At 71.4% G+C, this 16408-nt stretch carries 14 protein-coding genes and 1 pseudogene; 9 read left to right on the top strand and 6 right to left on the bottom strand.

Annotated features, from left to right (window positions below):
- Nucleotides 1-109: 109 nt before the first annotated feature.
- On the bottom strand, nucleotides 110-934 hold the full coding sequence (locus ABZ937_RS00200; protein ID WP_361683954.1) for a L,D-transpeptidase family protein: 825 nt from the start codon (nucleotides 932-934) through the stop codon (nucleotides 110-112).
- A gap of 88 nt (nucleotides 935-1022) precedes the next feature.
- Here ABZ937_RS00200 and ABZ937_RS00195 point away from each other — a divergent pair, with 88 nt between their 5' ends.
- The 3 genes from ABZ937_RS00195 (at nucleotide 1023) to leuE (ending at nucleotide 3956) form a co-directional block, all read left to right on the top strand.
- Nucleotides 1023-2603, top strand: coding sequence for a methylmalonyl-CoA mutase family protein (locus ABZ937_RS00195; RefSeq protein ID WP_361683951.1), 1581 nt, complete (start codon nucleotides 1023-1025; stop codon nucleotides 2601-2603).
- 90 nt (nucleotides 2604-2693) lie between these two features.
- Nucleotides 2694-3275: a Uma2 family endonuclease gene (locus tag ABZ937_RS00190; RefSeq protein WP_361683948.1), complete on the top strand. Its 582-nt coding sequence runs from the start codon at nucleotides 2694-2696 to the stop codon at nucleotides 3273-3275.
- 30 nt (nucleotides 3276-3305) lie between these two features.
- Complete coding sequence (leuE, locus tag ABZ937_RS00185; RefSeq protein ID WP_361683945.1) at nucleotides 3306-3956, top strand: leucine efflux protein LeuE; 651 nt, start codon at nucleotides 3306-3308, stop codon at nucleotides 3954-3956.
- 10 nt (nucleotides 3957-3966) lie between these two features.
- Here leuE and ABZ937_RS00180 read toward each other — a convergent pair whose 3' ends face one another.
- Complete coding sequence (locus ABZ937_RS00180; RefSeq protein ID WP_361683942.1) at nucleotides 3967-5334, bottom strand: FAD-dependent monooxygenase; 1368 nt, start codon at nucleotides 5332-5334, stop codon at nucleotides 3967-3969.
- 71 nt (nucleotides 5335-5405) lie between these two features.
- On the opposite strand from ABZ937_RS00180, the gene ABZ937_RS00175 reads away from it, so the two are divergent.
- Entirely contained in the window at nucleotides 5406-6056 is a 651-nt protein-coding gene (locus ABZ937_RS00175) for a TetR/AcrR family transcriptional regulator C-terminal domain-containing protein (protein ID WP_361683939.1), read from the top strand.
- Between the two features lie 7 nt (nucleotides 6057-6063).
- Here the strand turns inward: ABZ937_RS00175 and ABZ937_RS00170 are convergent, their stop codons facing one another.
- Entirely contained in the window at nucleotides 6064-6972 is a 909-nt protein-coding gene (locus tag ABZ937_RS00170; RefSeq protein ID WP_361683936.1) for a class I SAM-dependent methyltransferase, read from the bottom strand.
- Nucleotides 6973-7121: 149 nt separating this feature from the next.
- Complete coding sequence (locus ABZ937_RS00165) at nucleotides 7122-8273, bottom strand: acyltransferase (RefSeq protein ID WP_361683933.1); 1152 nt, start codon at nucleotides 8271-8273, stop codon at nucleotides 7122-7124.
- A 396-nt stretch (nucleotides 8274-8669) separates the two neighbouring features.
- On the opposite strand from ABZ937_RS00165, the pseudogene ABZ937_RS00160 reads away from it, so the two are divergent.
- Nucleotides 8670-9028: pseudogene (locus ABZ937_RS00160) on the top strand (hypothetical protein); the annotation flags it as partial.
- 76 nt (nucleotides 9029-9104) lie between these two features.
- On the opposite strand, the gene ABZ937_RS00155 reads toward ABZ937_RS00160, so the two are convergent.
- Together ABZ937_RS00155 and ABZ937_RS00150 are read right to left on the bottom strand one after the other, a co-directional pair.
- Nucleotides 9105-10439 carry an alpha-2,8-polysialyltransferase family protein gene (locus tag ABZ937_RS00155; RefSeq protein ID WP_361683930.1) on the bottom strand — a complete coding sequence of 445 codons (1335 nt, stop codon included), beginning with the start codon at nucleotides 10437-10439 and terminating at the stop codon, nucleotides 9105-9107.
- The gene (locus ABZ937_RS00150) at nucleotides 10436-11413 is read right to left on the bottom strand and encodes a glycosyltransferase family 2 protein (protein WP_361683927.1); all 978 of its coding nucleotides are present in this window, start codon (nucleotides 11411-11413) and stop codon (nucleotides 10436-10438) included. The genes ABZ937_RS00155 and ABZ937_RS00150 overlap by 4 nt, the downstream gene beginning before the upstream one ends.
- Before the next feature lie 198 nt (nucleotides 11414-11611).
- Between ABZ937_RS00150 and ABZ937_RS00145 the strand changes: the two genes are divergently transcribed.
- The 4 genes from ABZ937_RS00145 to ABZ937_RS00130 are packed head-to-tail and all read left to right on the top strand — an operon-like array spanning nucleotide 11612 to nucleotide 16335.
- Complete coding sequence (locus ABZ937_RS00145; protein WP_361683924.1) at nucleotides 11612-12934, top strand: DUF6716 putative glycosyltransferase; 1323 nt, start codon at nucleotides 11612-11614, stop codon at nucleotides 12932-12934.
- Nucleotides 12935-12957: 23 nt separating this feature from the next.
- Complete coding sequence (locus ABZ937_RS00140; RefSeq protein ID WP_361683921.1) at nucleotides 12958-14187, top strand: N-acylneuraminate cytidylyltransferase; 1230 nt, start codon at nucleotides 12958-12960, stop codon at nucleotides 14185-14187.
- Between the two features lie 13 nt (nucleotides 14188-14200).
- Entirely contained in the window at nucleotides 14201-15139 is a 939-nt protein-coding gene (locus tag ABZ937_RS00135; RefSeq protein WP_361683918.1) for an N-acetylneuraminate synthase family protein, read from the top strand.
- Nucleotides 15140-15186: 47 nt separating this feature from the next.
- Complete coding sequence (locus tag ABZ937_RS00130; protein ID WP_361683915.1) at nucleotides 15187-16335, top strand: hypothetical protein; 1149 nt, start codon at nucleotides 15187-15189, stop codon at nucleotides 16333-16335.
- The last annotated feature ends 73 nt before the right edge of the window (nucleotides 16336-16408 follow it).

The raw sequence follows: 16408 nt of genomic DNA, 5'->3' as shown, positions 1-16408 counted from the left end.
CCGACTGGTCATCGGCCGTCGCACTGAGCCGGGGTTCCCCCCGTACCTACGGCTCGTGCACCCGGCGCGGGCGGGACACGTTCCCCCGGTCCCGCCCGCGCCCCGCTCCTCACCAGGAGACGACGACCTTGTCGCCGGTCCGCACCTGGGCGAAGAGCCGGGCGATCGCCGCCTCGTCCCGGACGTTCACGCACCCGTGCGAGCCGCCCGCGTAGCCGCGCGCCGCGAAGTCGTACGAGTAGTGCACCGCCTGGCCACCGCTGAAGAACATCGCGTACGGCATCGGCGAGTCATAGAGGGTCGACACATGGTGCCGTGACTTCCAGTAGATGGAGAACACACCCTCGCGGGTCGGGGTGTACTGCGTGCCGAACCGTACGGCCATCGTGGACAGGGTCCGTCCGTCGACCATCCAGCGCAGCGTCCGGCTGGTCTTGCTGATGCACAGCACCCGCCCGGTCAGGCAGCGCGGATCCGGCGCGGCGGCCGGCTGACCGCCCATCGGATACAGCTCCCAGGTGCCCGGCCGACGTGTCATCGCCACCAGCCGCCGCCAGGTCTCGGCGTCCGTCGCGCCGGTCCGCGGCAGCCCGCGCCTGCCCTGGAAGCCCCGGACCGCCCGCTCGGTCGCGTCGCCGTACCACCCCGTCGGCGCCTGGGCCAGCCAGGCCACCTGGCGCAGCCGCGCCTGCAGCTCCCGCACGGCCGGCCCGCTGTCCCCGCGCGACCACAGCACACGTGGCGATGGTGTGGCGGCGGACGCGGCCGGTGCCGGAGTCCGGGCGGGCGCGGGACCACGGCTCTCGGGCAACCGCACCCGCGCCGGCGGACCGTTCCTCCCGTCGGCGTCCGGCGGCTGCACGGTGCACCCGCAGAGCACGGCAAGCGCGGCGGTCGAGGCGAGCAGGACGGCAGGTCTCCCCGGGATCCTCATGCCGGGGATGCTTCCCGTGTGACCGGCGCCGGACTCCGGGGCATGGTGAGGAGTACCGGTCGCAACCGGTCGTCCTGCGGAGGCATCCATGGCACATGAGTCGGAGTCGGGCCTGCCGATCGAGCCGGTCTACGGGCCGGCCGACCTGTCCGGCTGGGACCCGGACGGGAAGCTGGGCGAGCCGGGCGCGTACCCGTTCACCCGTGGCGTGTACCCGACGATGTACACCGGCCGTCCCTGGACCATGCGCCAGTACGCGGGCTTCGGCACGGCCGCCGAGTCCAACGCCCGCTACCGCCGGCTGATCGCCCACGGCACCACCGGCCTGTCCGTCGCCTTCGACCTGCCCACCCAGATGGGCCACGACTCCGACGCGCCCCTCGCGCACGGCGAGGTCGGCAAGGTGGGCGTCGCGATCGACTCGGTCGAGGACATGCGGATCCTCTTCGACGGCATCCCGCTGGACCAGGTCTCCACGTCGATGACGATCAACGCGCCCGCCGCCCTTCTCCTCCTCCTCTACCAGCTGGTGGCGGAGGAGCAGGGCGTCCCGGCTGACCGCCTGACCGGCACCGTCCAGAACGACGTCCTGAAGGAGTACATCGCGCGGGGGACGTACATCTTCCCGCCGAAGCCCTCCCTGCGGCTGACGGCGGACATCTTCCGGTACTGCACCGCCGAGATCCCGAAGTGGAACACGATCTCGATCTCCGGCTACCACATGGCCGAGGCGGGCGCGTCCCCCGCGCAGGAGATCGCCTTCACCCTCGCCGACGGCATCGAGTACGTCCGTACGGCGCTCGCGGCGGGCATGGACGTCGACGACTTCGCGCCGCGCCTGTCCTTCTTCTTCGTGGCCCGTACGACGCTGCTGGAGGAGGTCGCCAAGTTCCGTGCGGCGCGGCGGATCTGGGCGCGGGTGATGCGGGAGGACTTCGGCGCCCGGAACCCGAAGTCCTGGATGCTGCGCTTCCACACCCAGACGGCGGGGGTCCAGCTGACGGCCCAGCAGCCGGAGGTGAACCTGGTCCGGGTGGCCGTCCAGGCCCTGGGCGCGGTGCTCGGCGGCACGCAGTCCCTGCACACCAACTCCTTCGACGAGGCGATCGCGCTGCCGACGGACAAGAGCGCGCGGCTCGCGCTGCGGACGCAGCAGGTGCTGGCGTACGAGACGGACGTGACGGCGACGGTCGACCCGTTCGCGGGTTCGTACGCGGTCGAGAAGCTGACCGACGAGGTCGAGGCAGCCGCGCTGGACCTGATGCGCCGGGTCGAGGACCTCGGCGGCGCCGAGGCGGCGATCGAGCGGGGCTTCCAGAAGGCCGAGATCGAGCGCAACGCCTACCGCATCGCCCAGGAGACGGAGTCCGGGGAGCGGGTGGTCGTGGGTGTCAACCGCTTCCGGCTGGACGAGGAGGAGCCGTACGAGCCGCTGCGGGTGGACCCGGCGATCGAGGCGCGGCAGGTGGAGCGGCTGGCCAGGCTGCGGGCCGAGCGGGACCAGCGGGCCGTGGACCTGGCTCTGGACGCGCTGAGGAAGGCGGCCGAGGGCACGGAGAACGTGCTGTACCCGATGAAGGAGGCGCTGCGGGCGCGGGCGACGGTGGGGGAGGTGTGCGACGCGCTCCGGGAGGTGTGGGGAGCGTACGAGCCTTCGGAGGTGTTCTGAGCTGGGCGGTTACTTCGTATGGGTGATCAGGAGCGGAATCTGCCCGGCCGCTATTACTCTCGTGGAGAGTGTTCCCGAAAGGAGGGGGCTATGGCTGTGATGCTGCACGAGTCGTCGCTTGCCGATGCTGCCGACTGGCTTTGGGAGGAGCTGCCGGGCCACCGGGTCGAGATCCTCAACGGGAGCATCGTCGTGACACCGCCGCCGGACGGACCGCATCAAGTGACACTGTCTTGGATGATCGTGGCGTGCCACCAAGCGGGTGCACGGCAGGCGGGGCTCAGAAGCGTGGCGGGCATCGGCCTGTGGCTGCCGACGGGGCCTGACGACTACGCCGTGCCCGACTTGGCGATCGTGGATGCCGACTTCCATGACGCCCTGGTCGAGAAGAACTGTTACGCACCGCATGTCTTCCGGCTGGTCGTGGAGATCACTTCTTCCAACTGGACCAATGACACTGCGACCAAGGTGGATGTCTACGCTCGCGCCAACATCCCCGCCTATCTCATCGCCGACCGCAAACACGACGAGGTACTCCTGTACACCGACCCGGCCGACGGCAAGTACCCCGACCCCGTCCGCTACAAGCGAGGCCAGACCGTCGTCGTCCCTGAATCCGTCGGCATCGCCCTCGACCTCTCCGTGGACACCCTCCTCGACGGCGACGACTGACTGTCGTACCTCCGTGCGACACTCCTTTGCATGTTCGGCGTCATCGATCTCCCCACCTATCTGGCCGGTCTCGTCCTGATCGTCCTGCTGCCCGGCCCCAACTCGCTCTACGTCCTCTCCGTTGCCGCCCGCCGTGGCGTGCGGGCCGGGTACACCGCCGCCGCGGGCGTGTGGTGCGGGGACACGGTGCTCATGACGCTGTCCGCCGCCGGAGTCGCCTCGCTGCTCCAGGGGAACGCCCTGCTGTTCGGGATCGTGAAGTACGCCGGTGCCGGCTATCTCACCTGGCTGGCGATCGGGATGATGCGGTCCGCGTGGGGGATGTGGCGCACCCGGCGGGAGCGGGCCGCCGAGGAGGCCGGGCCCGCCGAGGGCGCCGACGAGCGGCCGTTCCGCCGTGCCCTCGTCGTGAGCCTCTTCAACCCCAAGGCGATCCTCTTCTTCGTCGCCTTCTTCGTGCAGTTCGTGGACCCGGGCTACGCCTACCCGGCCCTCTCCTTCGTCGTCCTCGGCGCCTTCGCCCAGCTGGCCAGCTGTCTGTACCTCAGCGCGCTGATATTCGGCGGCACCCGCCTCGCCGCCGCCTTCCGCCGCCGCAGGCGGCTGTCGGCGACGGCCACCTCGGCGGCGGGGGCCCTGTTCCTCGGGTTCGCGGTGAAGCTGTCGCTGGCCGGCGCCTGAGCGAACGCGTTCAGCGGACGCCGACCCGGGCGAGATAGGCCCCGAGTCCGTCCGTCGAGTCGCCCGCCCAGCCCACGTATCCGTCCGGCCGGACCAGGAAGACACCCGGGCCGTACGACTCCGGGGCCGCCGGGAGCGACCGGACTCCCGGCGCCGACGCGCCCAGCAGCGTCCAGTGCGGGCCACGGAAGGCGTCGAAGAGCCGGGTGCCCTCCACCGTGCCGTCCGGCGCCCGGTCGCCCGCCCGCAGACCGGCCGGGGCCGTACGCGCGTCCACGCTGAGCGACGACTCCCGGTACCCGAGGCCGAGCTGCACCGTCGCCTGTCCGCGCCGCACCTCCCCGCGGTGCACCCCCGTCGACAGGCCCAGCATGTCGGCCGCGTTCGGGCGGCGCTCCTCCTCGTAGGTGTCCAGCAGCGCCTCCGGTGCCCCGTCCCGCAGCACCGCGCCCAGCTTCCAGCCCAGGTTGTAGGCGTCCTGGACGCTGGTGTTCAGGCCCTGGCCGCCGGCCGGGGAGTGGATGTGCGCCGCGTCGCCCGCGAGGAACACCCGGCCCACCCGGAACCGGTCCGCGAGGCCGGTGCGCGGCCGGAAGTCGGAGATCCAGCGCAGCTCGGTGACGCTGTCGGCGTCCAGATGCGTGTACGCGGCCACCAGCTCGCGGACACCGTCCAGGGACAGCTCGGTCCCGATGCCCTCCGGGAAGCGCCCCTGCAGCTGGAAGCAGTCCGTGCCGGCGAGCGGGCACAGCGCGAGGCCGCTGTCCTCGGACGCCCAGAACATGTGCCAGTGATCGCGGTCGAGGCCCGTCAGTCGTACGTCCGCCACCAGGAACGACGCCGGGTCGACCGACTCCCCGGCCATGCCGACGCCCAGCGCGCGCCGGATCACCGAGCGGCCCCCGTCGGCGGCGACGACGTACCGCGCGCGGACGGTCGTACCGTCGGCGAACCGCACGCTCACACCCTCCGCGTCCTGCTCCAGGCCCGTCACCTCGCGCCCGAACGCGACCTCCCCTCCCAGCTCCGTCAGCCGCGCGTACAGCACCTCCTGGGTGCGCCACTGGGCGACCATCAGCGGCTCGGTGTACGGCGTGCCCTCGTCCGCCGGGATCTCCTCGAACATCGGCTGCGTGCCGAGCCGCTCGCCGTCCTTCCAGATCAGCCGGGCCGGATAGGGGCCGCCGGCCGCCCGGACGGCGGCGAGGACGCCCAGGTCGTCGAAGACCTCCTGGGTGCGCGGCTGGATCCCCTTGCCGCGCGAGCCGGGGAACAGGCCGTCCGCCCGCTCGACCACCAGCGCCCGCACCCCGCGCCGGGCGAGGTCGATGCCCAGCGTCAGACCCGTCGGACCCGCACCCACGATCACGACATCCATCGCATATCTCCTTAACGTCGTTAAGTGCTGCTGACGACGAGAGTGCCCTTAACGCTGTTAAGCTGTCAAGCGTGAGTCCCGAGAAACGCGCCCCCCTGGATCGCGAACGCGTCGCCGACACGGCGCTGCGGCTGCTGAACGAGGTCGGTCTGGAGGGCCTGACCCTGCGCGCCATCGCCAAGGAGCTGGACGTCAAGGCGCCCGCCCTGTACTGGCACTTCAAGGGCAAACAGGAGCTGCTGGACGAGATGGCGACGGAGATGTACCGGCGGATGACGGCCGGCGCCACGCTCGACCCGGCCGACACCTGGCAGGAGCGGCTGCTCAAGGCCAACCGCGGACTGCGGACCGCGCTGCTCGGCTACCGCGACGGCGCCAAGGTCTTCAGCGGCTCACGCTTCACGGGCACGGACCACGCCCACGGACTGGAGGCGAACCTGCGCCTGCTGACGGAGTCCGGCTTCACCCTCGCGCAGGCCGTCCACGCCGGCCGCACGGTGCACGCGTTCACCATCGGCTTCGTCACCGAGGAACAGGGCGTACGGCCCCTCCCGGGCGAGCGCCGGGAGGGGTACGACGTCGAGGAACGCGCCCGTCTGCTGGCCGCCTTCCCACTCGCGGCCGAGGCCGGGAAGCTGCTCTTCGACGACTACGACCAGCAGTTCGAGGAGGGGCTGGCGCTGGTCGTCGCCGGCATCGGGGCGCGGTACGGGATCGGCTGAGCGGGGGTCAGCCCCTGGCGGCGCGCGCGCCTCGGATCGCCCGGGTGACGACCGGCGGCAGCAGGTCGACGGCGATCCGGCGGACCTGCCCGCCACGCCGGGCGGGCGCCGGCGCGGGCGTGGTCCCCGAAGCCGCGGACCTCGTCCGGACGGCCGCCTCCGCGTGCCGGGACCGCGGGAACTCGGGCGCCGGCATCCCCCGGGACTTCAGGCGGACGATCCGGTGCCCGGCGGCCTCCTGGACGCTCAGGAGGCAGTCGGACCGCTCCCGCGCCATGGCCAGCAGTTCCTCCTGGACCGGCTCGGGGTCGCCCCAGGTGCCGTAGAGCTTCTGCGTGCTCAGGCAGACGGGGCGCAGGCCCCGGTTGAGCACGGCCTCCCAGGTGGCCACGGACACGCCGGGCGTGTGCTCGGAGCGGAAGTCGTCGAGGACGACGATGCCCTCGGGCAGCAGCAGATCGCGGGCGGCTCCTATGTCTCCGTGCACGTGCTCGTACAGATGCGAGGCGTCGATGTGCACGAAGCGGCAGGAGCGGGGCTCGACCTCGGCGGGCACCAGGGAGCTGGGTCCCTGGAGGACGCGGGGCAGTTCGTCGTGGAAGGAGCGGTAGTTCTCCTCGAACACGCCGCGGGTCAGCGCGCCGTAGGACTTGGCCGACTCGGCCCGGTTGGCGTCGTCCGGGGCATCGCCCTCGAAGAGGTCGCACACGGTGTACTTCTCGCCGGGCCGCTGGTGCCGGCCGATGAAGATCGCGCTCTTGCCCATGTAGACACCGACCTCCAGGAGGTCGCCGTGGGCTCCGGCGGCCTCCTGCCGGGTCAGGAACCAGTCGAAGAGCAGCTGGTCGAGCACCGGGAACCAGCCGGGCACGTCGTCGAGGCGGTGGGGCGGTCGCGTCGCTTCCTGGGTGGCCATGGGACGGGGGCACTCCCTCGGTTCGGCAGTCGGGGTCATTCCTGCGGAAAGCCTGCGGGGGGCGGCAGGGTGCACCACGGTGCCTGCCCCGAGGGACGGGCCGAAACCGAAGAAGAGATGAACGGAATGCCAACTTCCGCCCGGTCCGGTCAGCCGAGCGCCGGTGGGCCCGTTCGCTTCAGCGCCCTCTTCAGGCGCGGGCCGAATGGTTTCTCCACGAAGCGGTGGATCAGCCAGGCCAGCGCCAGCATGCCCGCCACGGCCGTGACGAGCGTCGGCCACGCCGGCAGGCCGAGACCGCGGTGCAGCACCCGGATCACGAACCAGCCCAGGTGCTCGTGGACCAGGTAGAACGGGTAGGTCAGCGCGCCGGCCGTGACCAGCCAGGGCCAGTTCGCCCGCCGCGTCCAGCCCAGCGCCACGGCCGCGACGGCGGCGAAGGCGAGGGTGACGATCGCCAGGATGACCCACGGCTCGCGGTGGAAGTCGCCCTGCGCGCCGGGGTGCCACAGCCCGCGCGTGGCGTTGCTCTGCCCGAGCAGCCAGGACGCGGCGACGATGCCCCACAGCAGCAGATCGCTGCCGAAGCGGTGGATCAGGTAGAGGGCGAGACCGCCGATGAAGAAGGGCGCGTACTCGGGCATGACGAGCTGGTCCGTGAGCGCGTTCCCCGAGGTCCGGCACACCACCGCGGCAAGTGTCCAGACGCAGCAGAAGAGCACGACCCGGCGGTAGGTGACCCCGCGCACGACCACGAGCAGGGCGAACAGCACGTAGAAGCGGACCTCCACCCAGAGCGTCCAGCACACCCCGAGCACCCGGTGGGCGCCCATGGGCTGCTGGAACATCGTCAGGTTGACCAGGAACTCGTCCGGCCGGACCGGATGGACGACGACGGGCAGTGCGACGGCCGCCGCGGTCACCAGCACCAGGGCCACCCAGTAGGCGGGGTACAGGCGGGCGACCCGGGAGCGGAAGAAGTCGCCGAGGGTGCGGCCCCAGCTGCTCATGCAGATGACGAAACCGCTGATGACGAAGAAGAACTGCACGCCGAGACAGCCGTAGGTGGCCGCCTGCGACAGGGTCGGGAAGACGTGGGCCGGGGTCTGGTGCCAGGACGCCGAGACCGGACCGCCGCGTCCGGCGTAGTGATACAGGCAGACCATCAGGGCGGCCACGAGCCGTAGACCGTCCAGGGCTTGCAGACGGCTCTGGCGCCCGCCGCGGGCGGGGGTGGCGGGGGCCGTCCCGGGGGCGGGCGGGGCCGGAACGCCGGCGAGGGTGGAGGGGGAAGAGGACATGATGCTCGACATCTTCCCGAACAAACGTTACTCGTCTCGGATTTTTTTGTGAACGTCATCAAGATGCCAAGCGGATTCACCGCCACCTGGCCAAAACACAGAAATGACTTGGTTGACAACCTAACCATTCGCCTGAGTGCCGTGATTCGTTAACCCATACGTCGTTTTCCCTTCCTGGTTTCTCCATCCACCCCCACGCTTCGGTAAACGCATGGCACCCGGCCGTGAAGGCCGGCCCCATCGCCGCCGAACTGCTGGACGCTGGAGGCGCTCGGCGAGGAGCGGGAGGCCGTCGAGGCCTACGAGCGCTACCCGGACCTCACCGCTGAGGACGGCTTCGGTGTCGCCGCCCGGGTCGCGGGCCTGCGCCTGGCCGCCGATCGGGAATGCGAACTCGCCCTGGACCGGGTCAACGCCCGGCGCGGCCTGGTCATCGGCGGCGGCGGGCTGTTCATCCCGGACACCATGCCCAACGGCAACAGCGCCTGGCAGTGGAACGTCCCGGACGAGCACCTGGCCGCCGTCGACGTGCCGGTCATGGTGTTCGCGGTCGGCTTCAACGCCTTCGACGGGCAGTCGTACCGCGCCCGCCGGTTCAAGGACAGCCTCAGGCTGCTGGTGGAGAAGTCCGCAACGACGAGATCCGCCAGACCTACGCCAGGACCCGGCTGGTCATCAGCATGCGCGGGCACGCCGGAATGATCCCCTTCGGAGTCGGCACGCCCATCGTCGGCCTGATCTCGCACCCCAAGATGCGTCGCGGCCCGGATCCGGCGGATCCTGGGACGGTAAGAGCCGGGGGGCGGGCCCCCTTCGGGCCCGCCCCCGTGGTCAGCGCCGTACGACCCGGCGCAGGCTGCGCGCCTTGCGCGCCACCCGGCGGACCGTCGCGTTGCGCGGGATGAACGACAGCTGGGCGGGCACCCCGCCGGGCAGCGCCAGCGAGGTCAGCCGCTTGCGCTTGAAGTAGCGGTTGGTCCGCTCGTTCAGGTTCTTCGCCAGCCAGGTCTCGGTCTCCGCGCGCAGCCTCGGCAGGATCTTCGGCTGCATCGCGAAGCCCACCGCACGCACCAGCGCGCCCAGCGTCTCCACGTCCATGCCCTGACGCTGCCCGGTGACGGCGGCCTTGTCGGACAGCTCGGGCAGCAGCCCGTCCACGATGGTGACCGGGACGCGGTTGCTGTTCTCGTACGGCGTCAGCCGCTCCAGCAGCATCTCGGTGCCCACCCGGGCGACCGGCAGGCCGTACAGCGCGGAGGCGGTGAGCAGGGCGGTGGAGAAGCAGCCGACGACCAGCGCGGGACGCATCCGCTGGTACAGCACCTCCGCGAGCACCGGCGTGTCCAGCACGGTCAGCTCGACCTTCAGCTTCTCCGCCTCCTGCTCCAGCAAGCGGGTGAAGCGGGCCGGCGCCGACGGGTGCGGCTTGAACACCACCTTGCCGTGGCCGAGGGCGACCGCGCCCTTCAGCATCCGCACATGCAGGTTCTCCTCCTGCTCGGCGGTGAGGATGTCCAGCGCGGACAGATACTGGCCGAGCAGCAGCGCCGGTTCCTCGATCGCCGGCAGCTCGTCGCCGAGCGGCGCCAGTTCGGCGAGGACCTTGGTGAAGGCCGCCGTCGGCACGATCTCGCCGGGCACCCCGAACTCCGTGAGCAGCAGCGGCTTCAGACCGGGCACCAGGTCCAGGTGGAGGACCCGGTCCACGCGGGTGCCGACCAGCGGGTCGATCTTGTTGCGGGTGGGGCCGTAGCTCATCAGGCCGTCGGCGTAGACGGTGACCGGGGCGCCGGTGAAGATCTGCGCGAGCGCCAGCGACGGGTTCACCTGGATCGACTCGACGGCCAGCTCGACGTCGTCGGTGCCGAGCTGCCACTCGTGGCGCAAGTACCGCTCCCAGAGCGGCAGATCGTCCCCGCGGGGCGCCCAGCCGCCCGGGTGGAACGGGAAGATCGCCTCGTTGTACGACACCACGTCGTCGAACCGGTCGCGCAGCCGCTCGAAGCCCGGCATGTCGTCCAGCGCCGGTGAGGTCTCGGGCGTGGCCGCGTTGTTGCAGACCAGCAGGATCCGCCGGTCGGCCGGGCCGAAGCAGCCGGAGTCCAGGGCGGCGGCGAGCGTGGCCGTGCCGTACAGCGTCGACGCCTGGAAGATCTGGGTGGTCACGCGGCGACCCCCGCGGCGGCGGGACGGCGGCGCAGCCGGCGCAGCCGGGTGGCGCGCTGGAGGTCCATGGAGTCCAGTGCCTCGTCCAGCACGTCCTGCGGCATGCGCCGCAGGGCGGCGGCGCTCAGGGACTTCAGTTTCTTCGCCACCGCTGGCTCGAACCTTTCGATGGATCCCAGGTGATGGGAAATGATCGCGCAATAGGTGCGGACGGCCTTCGGCAGCAGGGTGTCGGCCTCCGGGTCCGCGGCCGTTTCCGTGATGACCTGATCGAACGCCCGGATGAAATCGAGCTGCCGGACATCCCCGATCTGAGTGAGCGACGAGGCGACCCCCCGCCGGTAGAACACGCCGAGCAGGTTCACCGCGGCGAAGGAATCCGCCTCCCGGTGCAGCTTCCAGATCCACGGCCGGTCCTCGGCCGTGCGCAGCCCGTCGGTGAAGTGCAGCAGCCCCTTGTCCAGCAGCCGCCGGTGGTAGATGCCGGCCCAGGCGAACGCGTAGTCCACCGAGGTGGACCGGTCGGCGGGCAGGATCGCCTCCCGCGGGTTCAGCACCGTGTTCCGCCGGCCCACCGGCACCCGGTGCACGCTGCGCGACCGGGCGGTGCACTGCACATGGTCGGTGCGGAGGAAGTCGCAGCCCAGCTCCTCGATGGCCGCGAGCAGCCTCGGGTAGTAGCCGGGGGCGAGCCAGTCGTCGCCGTCCAGGAATGTCAGGTACTCGCCGCGCGCCCGGTCGATGCCCGTGTTGCGCGCGGTCGCCAGCCCTCCGTTCTGCTCGTGCCGGACCAGGACCGCGCCCGGCAGCTCGCGCTCCGCACGCGCGAGAATCTCTGGTGTCCCGTCGCGGGAGCAGTCGTCGACGAGAATGAATTCGAAGTCCTCACGCGCGTTCGACTTCAGGCTCCTGAGCGTGTCGGGCGCGTATTGCTGCACGTTGTAGAACGGCACGATGACGGAGAGCTTGACCACGTCAGGGACGTTAGGGCGCGGCCCGTCATTCGTCTTGACGACCTGCTTGATACTGAGTGAACGACACGTGGCGAAGCTGTGAACCAGGCTGTTTTACGGCGCGATCCCGGCCTGATTCGCCATTCGGCGATGTGCTGTTAACCGTTTGTTGCATTCGGGTTGGGCGGAACCTCGGAATCGCTTCCTAGCGTCTTCGACGTGCCAGCAAGTGCAACGAAGTCCCTGCGGGTCGCCGTCCTCGCGGACTCCGACACCCGGTGGAAGTGGGGCGCGCTCACCGCGCAGCGTCTCACTCCCGCGGCTGCCGAGGTCCGGCTCGACGGCTACCTGCTGCGGGGGCGCGCCACGCCCACCGCCCGCCAGCTGAAGGAAGTCGGCGTCCCGGCGGACTCCCTGCGCGAGGTCACCGCCGTCGAGTTCCTGCGCGCGATGACCGGGGAGACCGAGGAGCCGGCGTACGACATCCTCGTCCTCTCCCTCGTCGGCGGCGGCGTCCAGGCGATGCTGCACGGGCTGCGCGCGGCCTGGGGCTCGGGAAAGCGCCCCGTGGTCGTCACCGGCTACGTCGGCGTCGTCTACGAGAAGCTCGCCGACGGCCTGCTGCTGCGGCACGGCGCGGACCTCGTCCTCGCCAACTCCCGCCACGACGCGGACCGGTTCCGGGCCGTGTACGAGGGCGTGGGCGCCGACGCCTCCTCGGTCACCGAGGTCGCGCTGCCCTTCCTCGGCGGCACGCCGTACACCGGCGAACACGAGCCCTACACCGTGGTGTTCGCGGCCCAGCCGTCCGTGCCGGACAACCGCCGGGACCGCACCTACCTGCTCGACCGCCTCATAGACCACGCCCGGAAGCACCCCGAGCGCGAAGTGCTGCTCAAGCTGCGCTCCAAGCCCGGCGAGCACACCACCCACATCGAGGAGCTGCCGTACCAGAAGCTGGCCCAGGGCAAGGACCTGCCGGCCAACTTCCGGCTGGTGTACGGGCACATGGGCGAGGTGCTGGACCGCACCGACCTGCTGGTCACGGTCAGCTCCACGGCCGCCCTGGAGGCCCTGCACCGCCGCATCCCCACGGCCGTCCTCACCGACCTCGGGATCCGCGAGGTGCTCGGCAACCACCACTTCACCGGCTCCGGCTGCCTCGCCTCCTGGGAGCAGCTCGACGCCGGCCACCGGCCGGTGCCGGACGAGGAGTGGGTGGCCCGGCAGGGCGTGGCCGCCGACGGCTCGTACGACACGGCCTTCGACACCGCCCGCGAGCGCATCGCCAAGCTGCTGGACCGCCCCGGCGGCCTGCCGCCGCTGAACCCCTACTACACCCCCGAGACCGCGCCCGGCTATCTGCCCGGCATCCTCGCCCGCCACCACCTCGGCCCCGACGGCGCACCGCTGCCCGGCGCGCCCGCCGCCGACAAGGCGCCCGGCCCCGTCCGGCAGATCGTGCGCCGGGCCGCGCGCGGCGCCTACCGGCACGGCGTCCAGCGGGTCGCCCCCGTGATCCGGCGGATGGGCGAGCTGTGACCTCACTGCAAGGAGTAGACCCCATGCCCAACTCGGAAGCGGGCCCGGGCGCACCGGTCCGCCGGGTGCTCGCGGTGATCCCCGCGCGCGGCGGCTCCAAGGGCGTGCCCGCGAAGAACCTCGCCCCCGTGGGCGGTGTCCCGCTGGTGGCGCGCGCGGTCCGCGAGTGCCGGGCCACCCGGCTGGTGACCGACGTCGTCGTGTCCACCGACGACCAGGCCATCGCCGCCGCCGCGCGGGAGGCCGGCGCCGAGGTCGTGCTCCGGCCCGCCGCCATCGCCGGCGACACCGCCACCTCGGAGGCCGCGGTCCTGCACGCCATGGACACCCACGAGGCGGTGCACGGCGCCCCGGTCGACGTGGTCCTGCTCGTGCAGTGCACCAGCCCCTTCCTGATCCGCGAGGACATCGACTCGGTCGCCGCCGCGGTCGCCGAGAACGGTGCCGACACCGCCGTCACCGTGGCCCCCTTCCACGGCTTCGTCTGGCGCGACGGCGCCCCCGAGACCGAGGGCGGGGTGGGCGTCAACCACGACAAGTCCTACCGCCCGCGCCGCCAGGACCGCCCCCAGGACTTCCTGGAGACCGGCGCCGCCTACGCGATGGACGCGGCCGGCTTCCGCGAGCAGGGTCACCGCTTCTTCGGCCACACCGAGCTGGTCCGCACCGACCCGGCCCGGGTGCTGGAGATCGACGACCCGCACGACCTGGCGCGGGCCCGCGCCCTCGCGCCCCTCTTCGACGCGGACCGCCCCGGTGCGCTGCCGACCGCCGGTGACATCGACGCGGTCGTACTGGACTTCGACGGCACCCAGACCGACGACCGGGTGCTGATCGACGCCGATGGAAAGGAGTTCGTCTCCGTGCACCGCGGAGACGGCCTCGGCATCGCGGCCCTGCGCAGGAGCGGGCTGCGGATGCTGATCCTGTCCACGGAGCAGAACCCGGTCGTCGCCGCCCGCGCACGGAAGCTGCAGATCCCCGTGCTGCACGGCATCGACCGGAAGGACCTCGCGCTGAAGCAGTGGTGCGAGGAGCAGGGCATCGCGCCGGAGCGCGTGCTCTACGTCGGCAACGACGTCAACGACCTCCCGTGCTTCGCCCTCGTCGGCTGGCCGGTGGCGGTCGCGAGCGCTCACGACGTCGTACGCGGCGCCGCACGCGCGGTCACCACCGTCCCCGGCGGTGACGGCGCGATCCGAGAGATCGCCAGCTGGATCCTCGGCCCCTCTCTCGATTCCCTCCCCAAGTAAGGACACTCCCCTGATGAGCACCAACTCCCGTCTGCGTACGTTCGGTTCCCGCGAGGTCGGCCCCGGCAAGCCCGTCTACATCTGCGGCGAGATCGGCATCAACCACAACGGTGAGCTGGAGAACGCCTTCAAGCTGATCGACGTGGCCGCCGAGGCCGGCTGTGACGCCGTCAAGTTCCAGAAGCGCACCCCGGAGATCTGCACCCCCCGCGACCAGTGGGACATCGAGCGCGACACCCCCTGGGGCCGGATGACCTACATCGACTACCGCCACCGCGTGGAGTTCGGTGAGGACGAGTACCGCCAGATCGACGCGTACTGCAAGGAGAAGGGGATCGACTGGTTCGCCTCCCCGTGGGACACCGAGGCCGTCGCCTTCCTGGAGAAGTTCGACGTCCCCGCCCACAAGGTGGCCTCCGCCTCCCTCACGGACGACGAGCTGCTGAAGGCGCTGCGCGCCACCGGCCGTTCGGTCATCCTCTCCACGGGCATGTCGACGCCGAAGCAGATCCGCCACGCGGTCGAGGTCCTCGGCTCGGACAACATCCTGATGTGCCACGCCACCTCGACGTACCCCGCGAAGGCCGAGGAGCTGAACCTCCGCGTGATCAACACGCTGGAGAAGGAGTTCCCGAACGTCCCGATCGGCTACTCCGGCCACGAGACGGGCCTGCAGACCACCCTCGCCGCGGTCGCGCTCGGGGCGACCTTCGTCGAGCGTCACATCACCCTGGACCGCGCCATGTGGGGCTCCGACCAGGCCGCCTCGGTCGAGCCGCAGGGCCTCACGCGCCTGGTCCGCGACATCCGCACCATCGAGGCCTCCCTCGGTGACGGCGTCAAGAAGGTCTACGACTCCGAGCTGGGCCCGATGAAGAAGCTGCGCCGCGTCGCCGGCGTCGTCGCCGAGGCGGAGATCGCCGCGGCGGCGGGCGAGCCCGTCTCGGTCTGAGCACCCCGATCGCCTTAGCTGCCCTACGACGGGACGGTCGTACGCCGATGAGCCCCCGCGCCGGTCATGCCGGCCACCCTGCCCGCACGCTCGCCTTCGTGGAGAGCCCGGTCCAGCTGCTGAACGTACTGGAGTGGGCGCACCTGCAGGGCCTGCACGGCGCGGAACCGGACGGACCGCCGTCCGTGCCCGCGCAGATACGGCGCACGGTGGCCGGTGCGAACCCGGCGGCCGGCGCGGAGCTCACCGTCGTCGTCCTGTCCCCGACCGACCCCATGACCCGGGGCCAGCTGCGCCGCATGGCCGACCTGGCCCGGGACGAGGGGTACCGGGTGCGCTGGGAGGAGGCGCGGGGCGGTACGACCGCGCCCTTCCACACGATCGGCGGCCTGGCGGGTTCCCTCCGCCGGGCCGACCGCATCGTCATGGGGGACCCGTTCTCCCGCTACGTACAACTGCTGCTCACCATCACCCGTGCCCGTGACCTGGTCGTGGTCGACGACGGCACGGCGACCATGGAGTTCGTGGCCCAGCTGGCCCGTGGCGAACGCCTGGTCCGCTGGCACCGCAAGGGCGGCCGCCCCGGCGCGCGTGACCTCCTCTTCGCCCCGGTCTCCTCCTCCGCCCGCCGCCGCCTCACCCCGAGCGAGGGCCGCCGTGTCGAGGTCTTCTCCTCCATGCCGGTGACGGAGACCCCGGGCGGAGTGACGGTCACCGCCAACGACTTCGCCTGGACCCGCGCCCGCTTCGGCCCGCCGCGCATCACCAAGGGCGCGGACATGGTCGGCACGTCGCTGGTGGAGACCGGTGTGGTGGACGGCGACCACTACGTGGAGGCGGTCCGTTCCCTCGCCAAGGCCCACGGCGCCACCCGCTACTTCGCCCACCGCCGCGAGAGCACGGAGAAGCTCCACCGCCTGGCCACGGAAACAGGCCTGGAGATAGTCCGCCCGGACCTCCCCCTGGAACTGATCGCCCGCCGCGGCCCCATCGGCCGGACGATCCTCAGCTTCCCCTCCACCGTCGTCCACACCCTCCCGCTGGCCCTGGCCGGCACGGGCGTGCGCGTGGCCGTCTGCGACATCGACCCGACCTGGCTCACCGACACCGCCTCCCCACGGGCCCAGGGCTTCCTCTCCGGCGTGACCGGCACGGCCCGGGATGTGCACCGGCTCGCGGCGGTGAGCCTCGCCTAGGCGACGGTAAACCTGCGGACCGGTCAAGAGTTTGATTTGATTTCAGACCTGATCCGCAAGGAGCATGGTGTGG

This window comes from Streptomyces sp. NPDC046727, from assembly GCF_040645635.1.
Classification (GTDB): Bacteria; Actinomycetota; Actinomycetes; order Streptomycetales; family Streptomycetaceae; genus Streptomyces.
This window is presented reverse-complemented; position numbering and strand designations above follow the sequence as displayed.

Bases quoted from the DNA above. Each gene is read 5' to 3' on its own strand.
- ABZ937_RS00170 (WP_361683936.1), bottom strand. From the start codon at position 6,972: ATGGCCACCCAGGAAGCGACGCGACCGCCCCACCGCCTCGACGACGTG.
- ABZ937_RS00195 (WP_361683951.1), top strand. From the start codon at position 1,023: ATGGCACATGAGTCGGAGTCGGGCCTGCCGATCGAGCCGGTCTACGGG.
- ABZ937_RS00140 (WP_361683921.1), top strand. From the start codon at position 12,958: ATGCCCAACTCGGAAGCGGGCCCGGGCGCACCGGTCCGCCGGGTGCTC.
- ABZ937_RS00135 (WP_361683918.1), top strand. From the start codon at position 14,201: ATGAGCACCAACTCCCGTCTGCGTACGTTCGGTTCCCGCGAGGTCGGC.
- ABZ937_RS00130 (WP_361683915.1), top strand. From the start codon at position 15,187: ATGAGCCCCCGCGCCGGTCATGCCGGCCACCCTGCCCGCACGCTCGCC.
- ABZ937_RS00200 (WP_361683954.1), bottom strand. From the start codon at position 934: ATGAGGATCCCGGGGAGACCTGCCGTCCTGCTCGCCTCGACCGCCGCG.
- ABZ937_RS00190 (WP_361683948.1), top strand. From the start codon at position 2,694: ATGGCTGTGATGCTGCACGAGTCGTCGCTTGCCGATGCTGCCGACTGG.
- leuE (WP_361683945.1), top strand. From the start codon at position 3,306: ATGTTCGGCGTCATCGATCTCCCCACCTATCTGGCCGGTCTCGTCCTG.
- ABZ937_RS00165 (WP_361683933.1), bottom strand. From the start codon at position 8,273: ATGTCCTCTTCCCCCTCCACCCTCGCCGGCGTTCCGGCCCCGCCCGCC.
- ABZ937_RS00180 (WP_361683942.1), bottom strand. From the start codon at position 5,334: ATGGATGTCGTGATCGTGGGTGCGGGTCCGACGGGTCTGACGCTGGGC.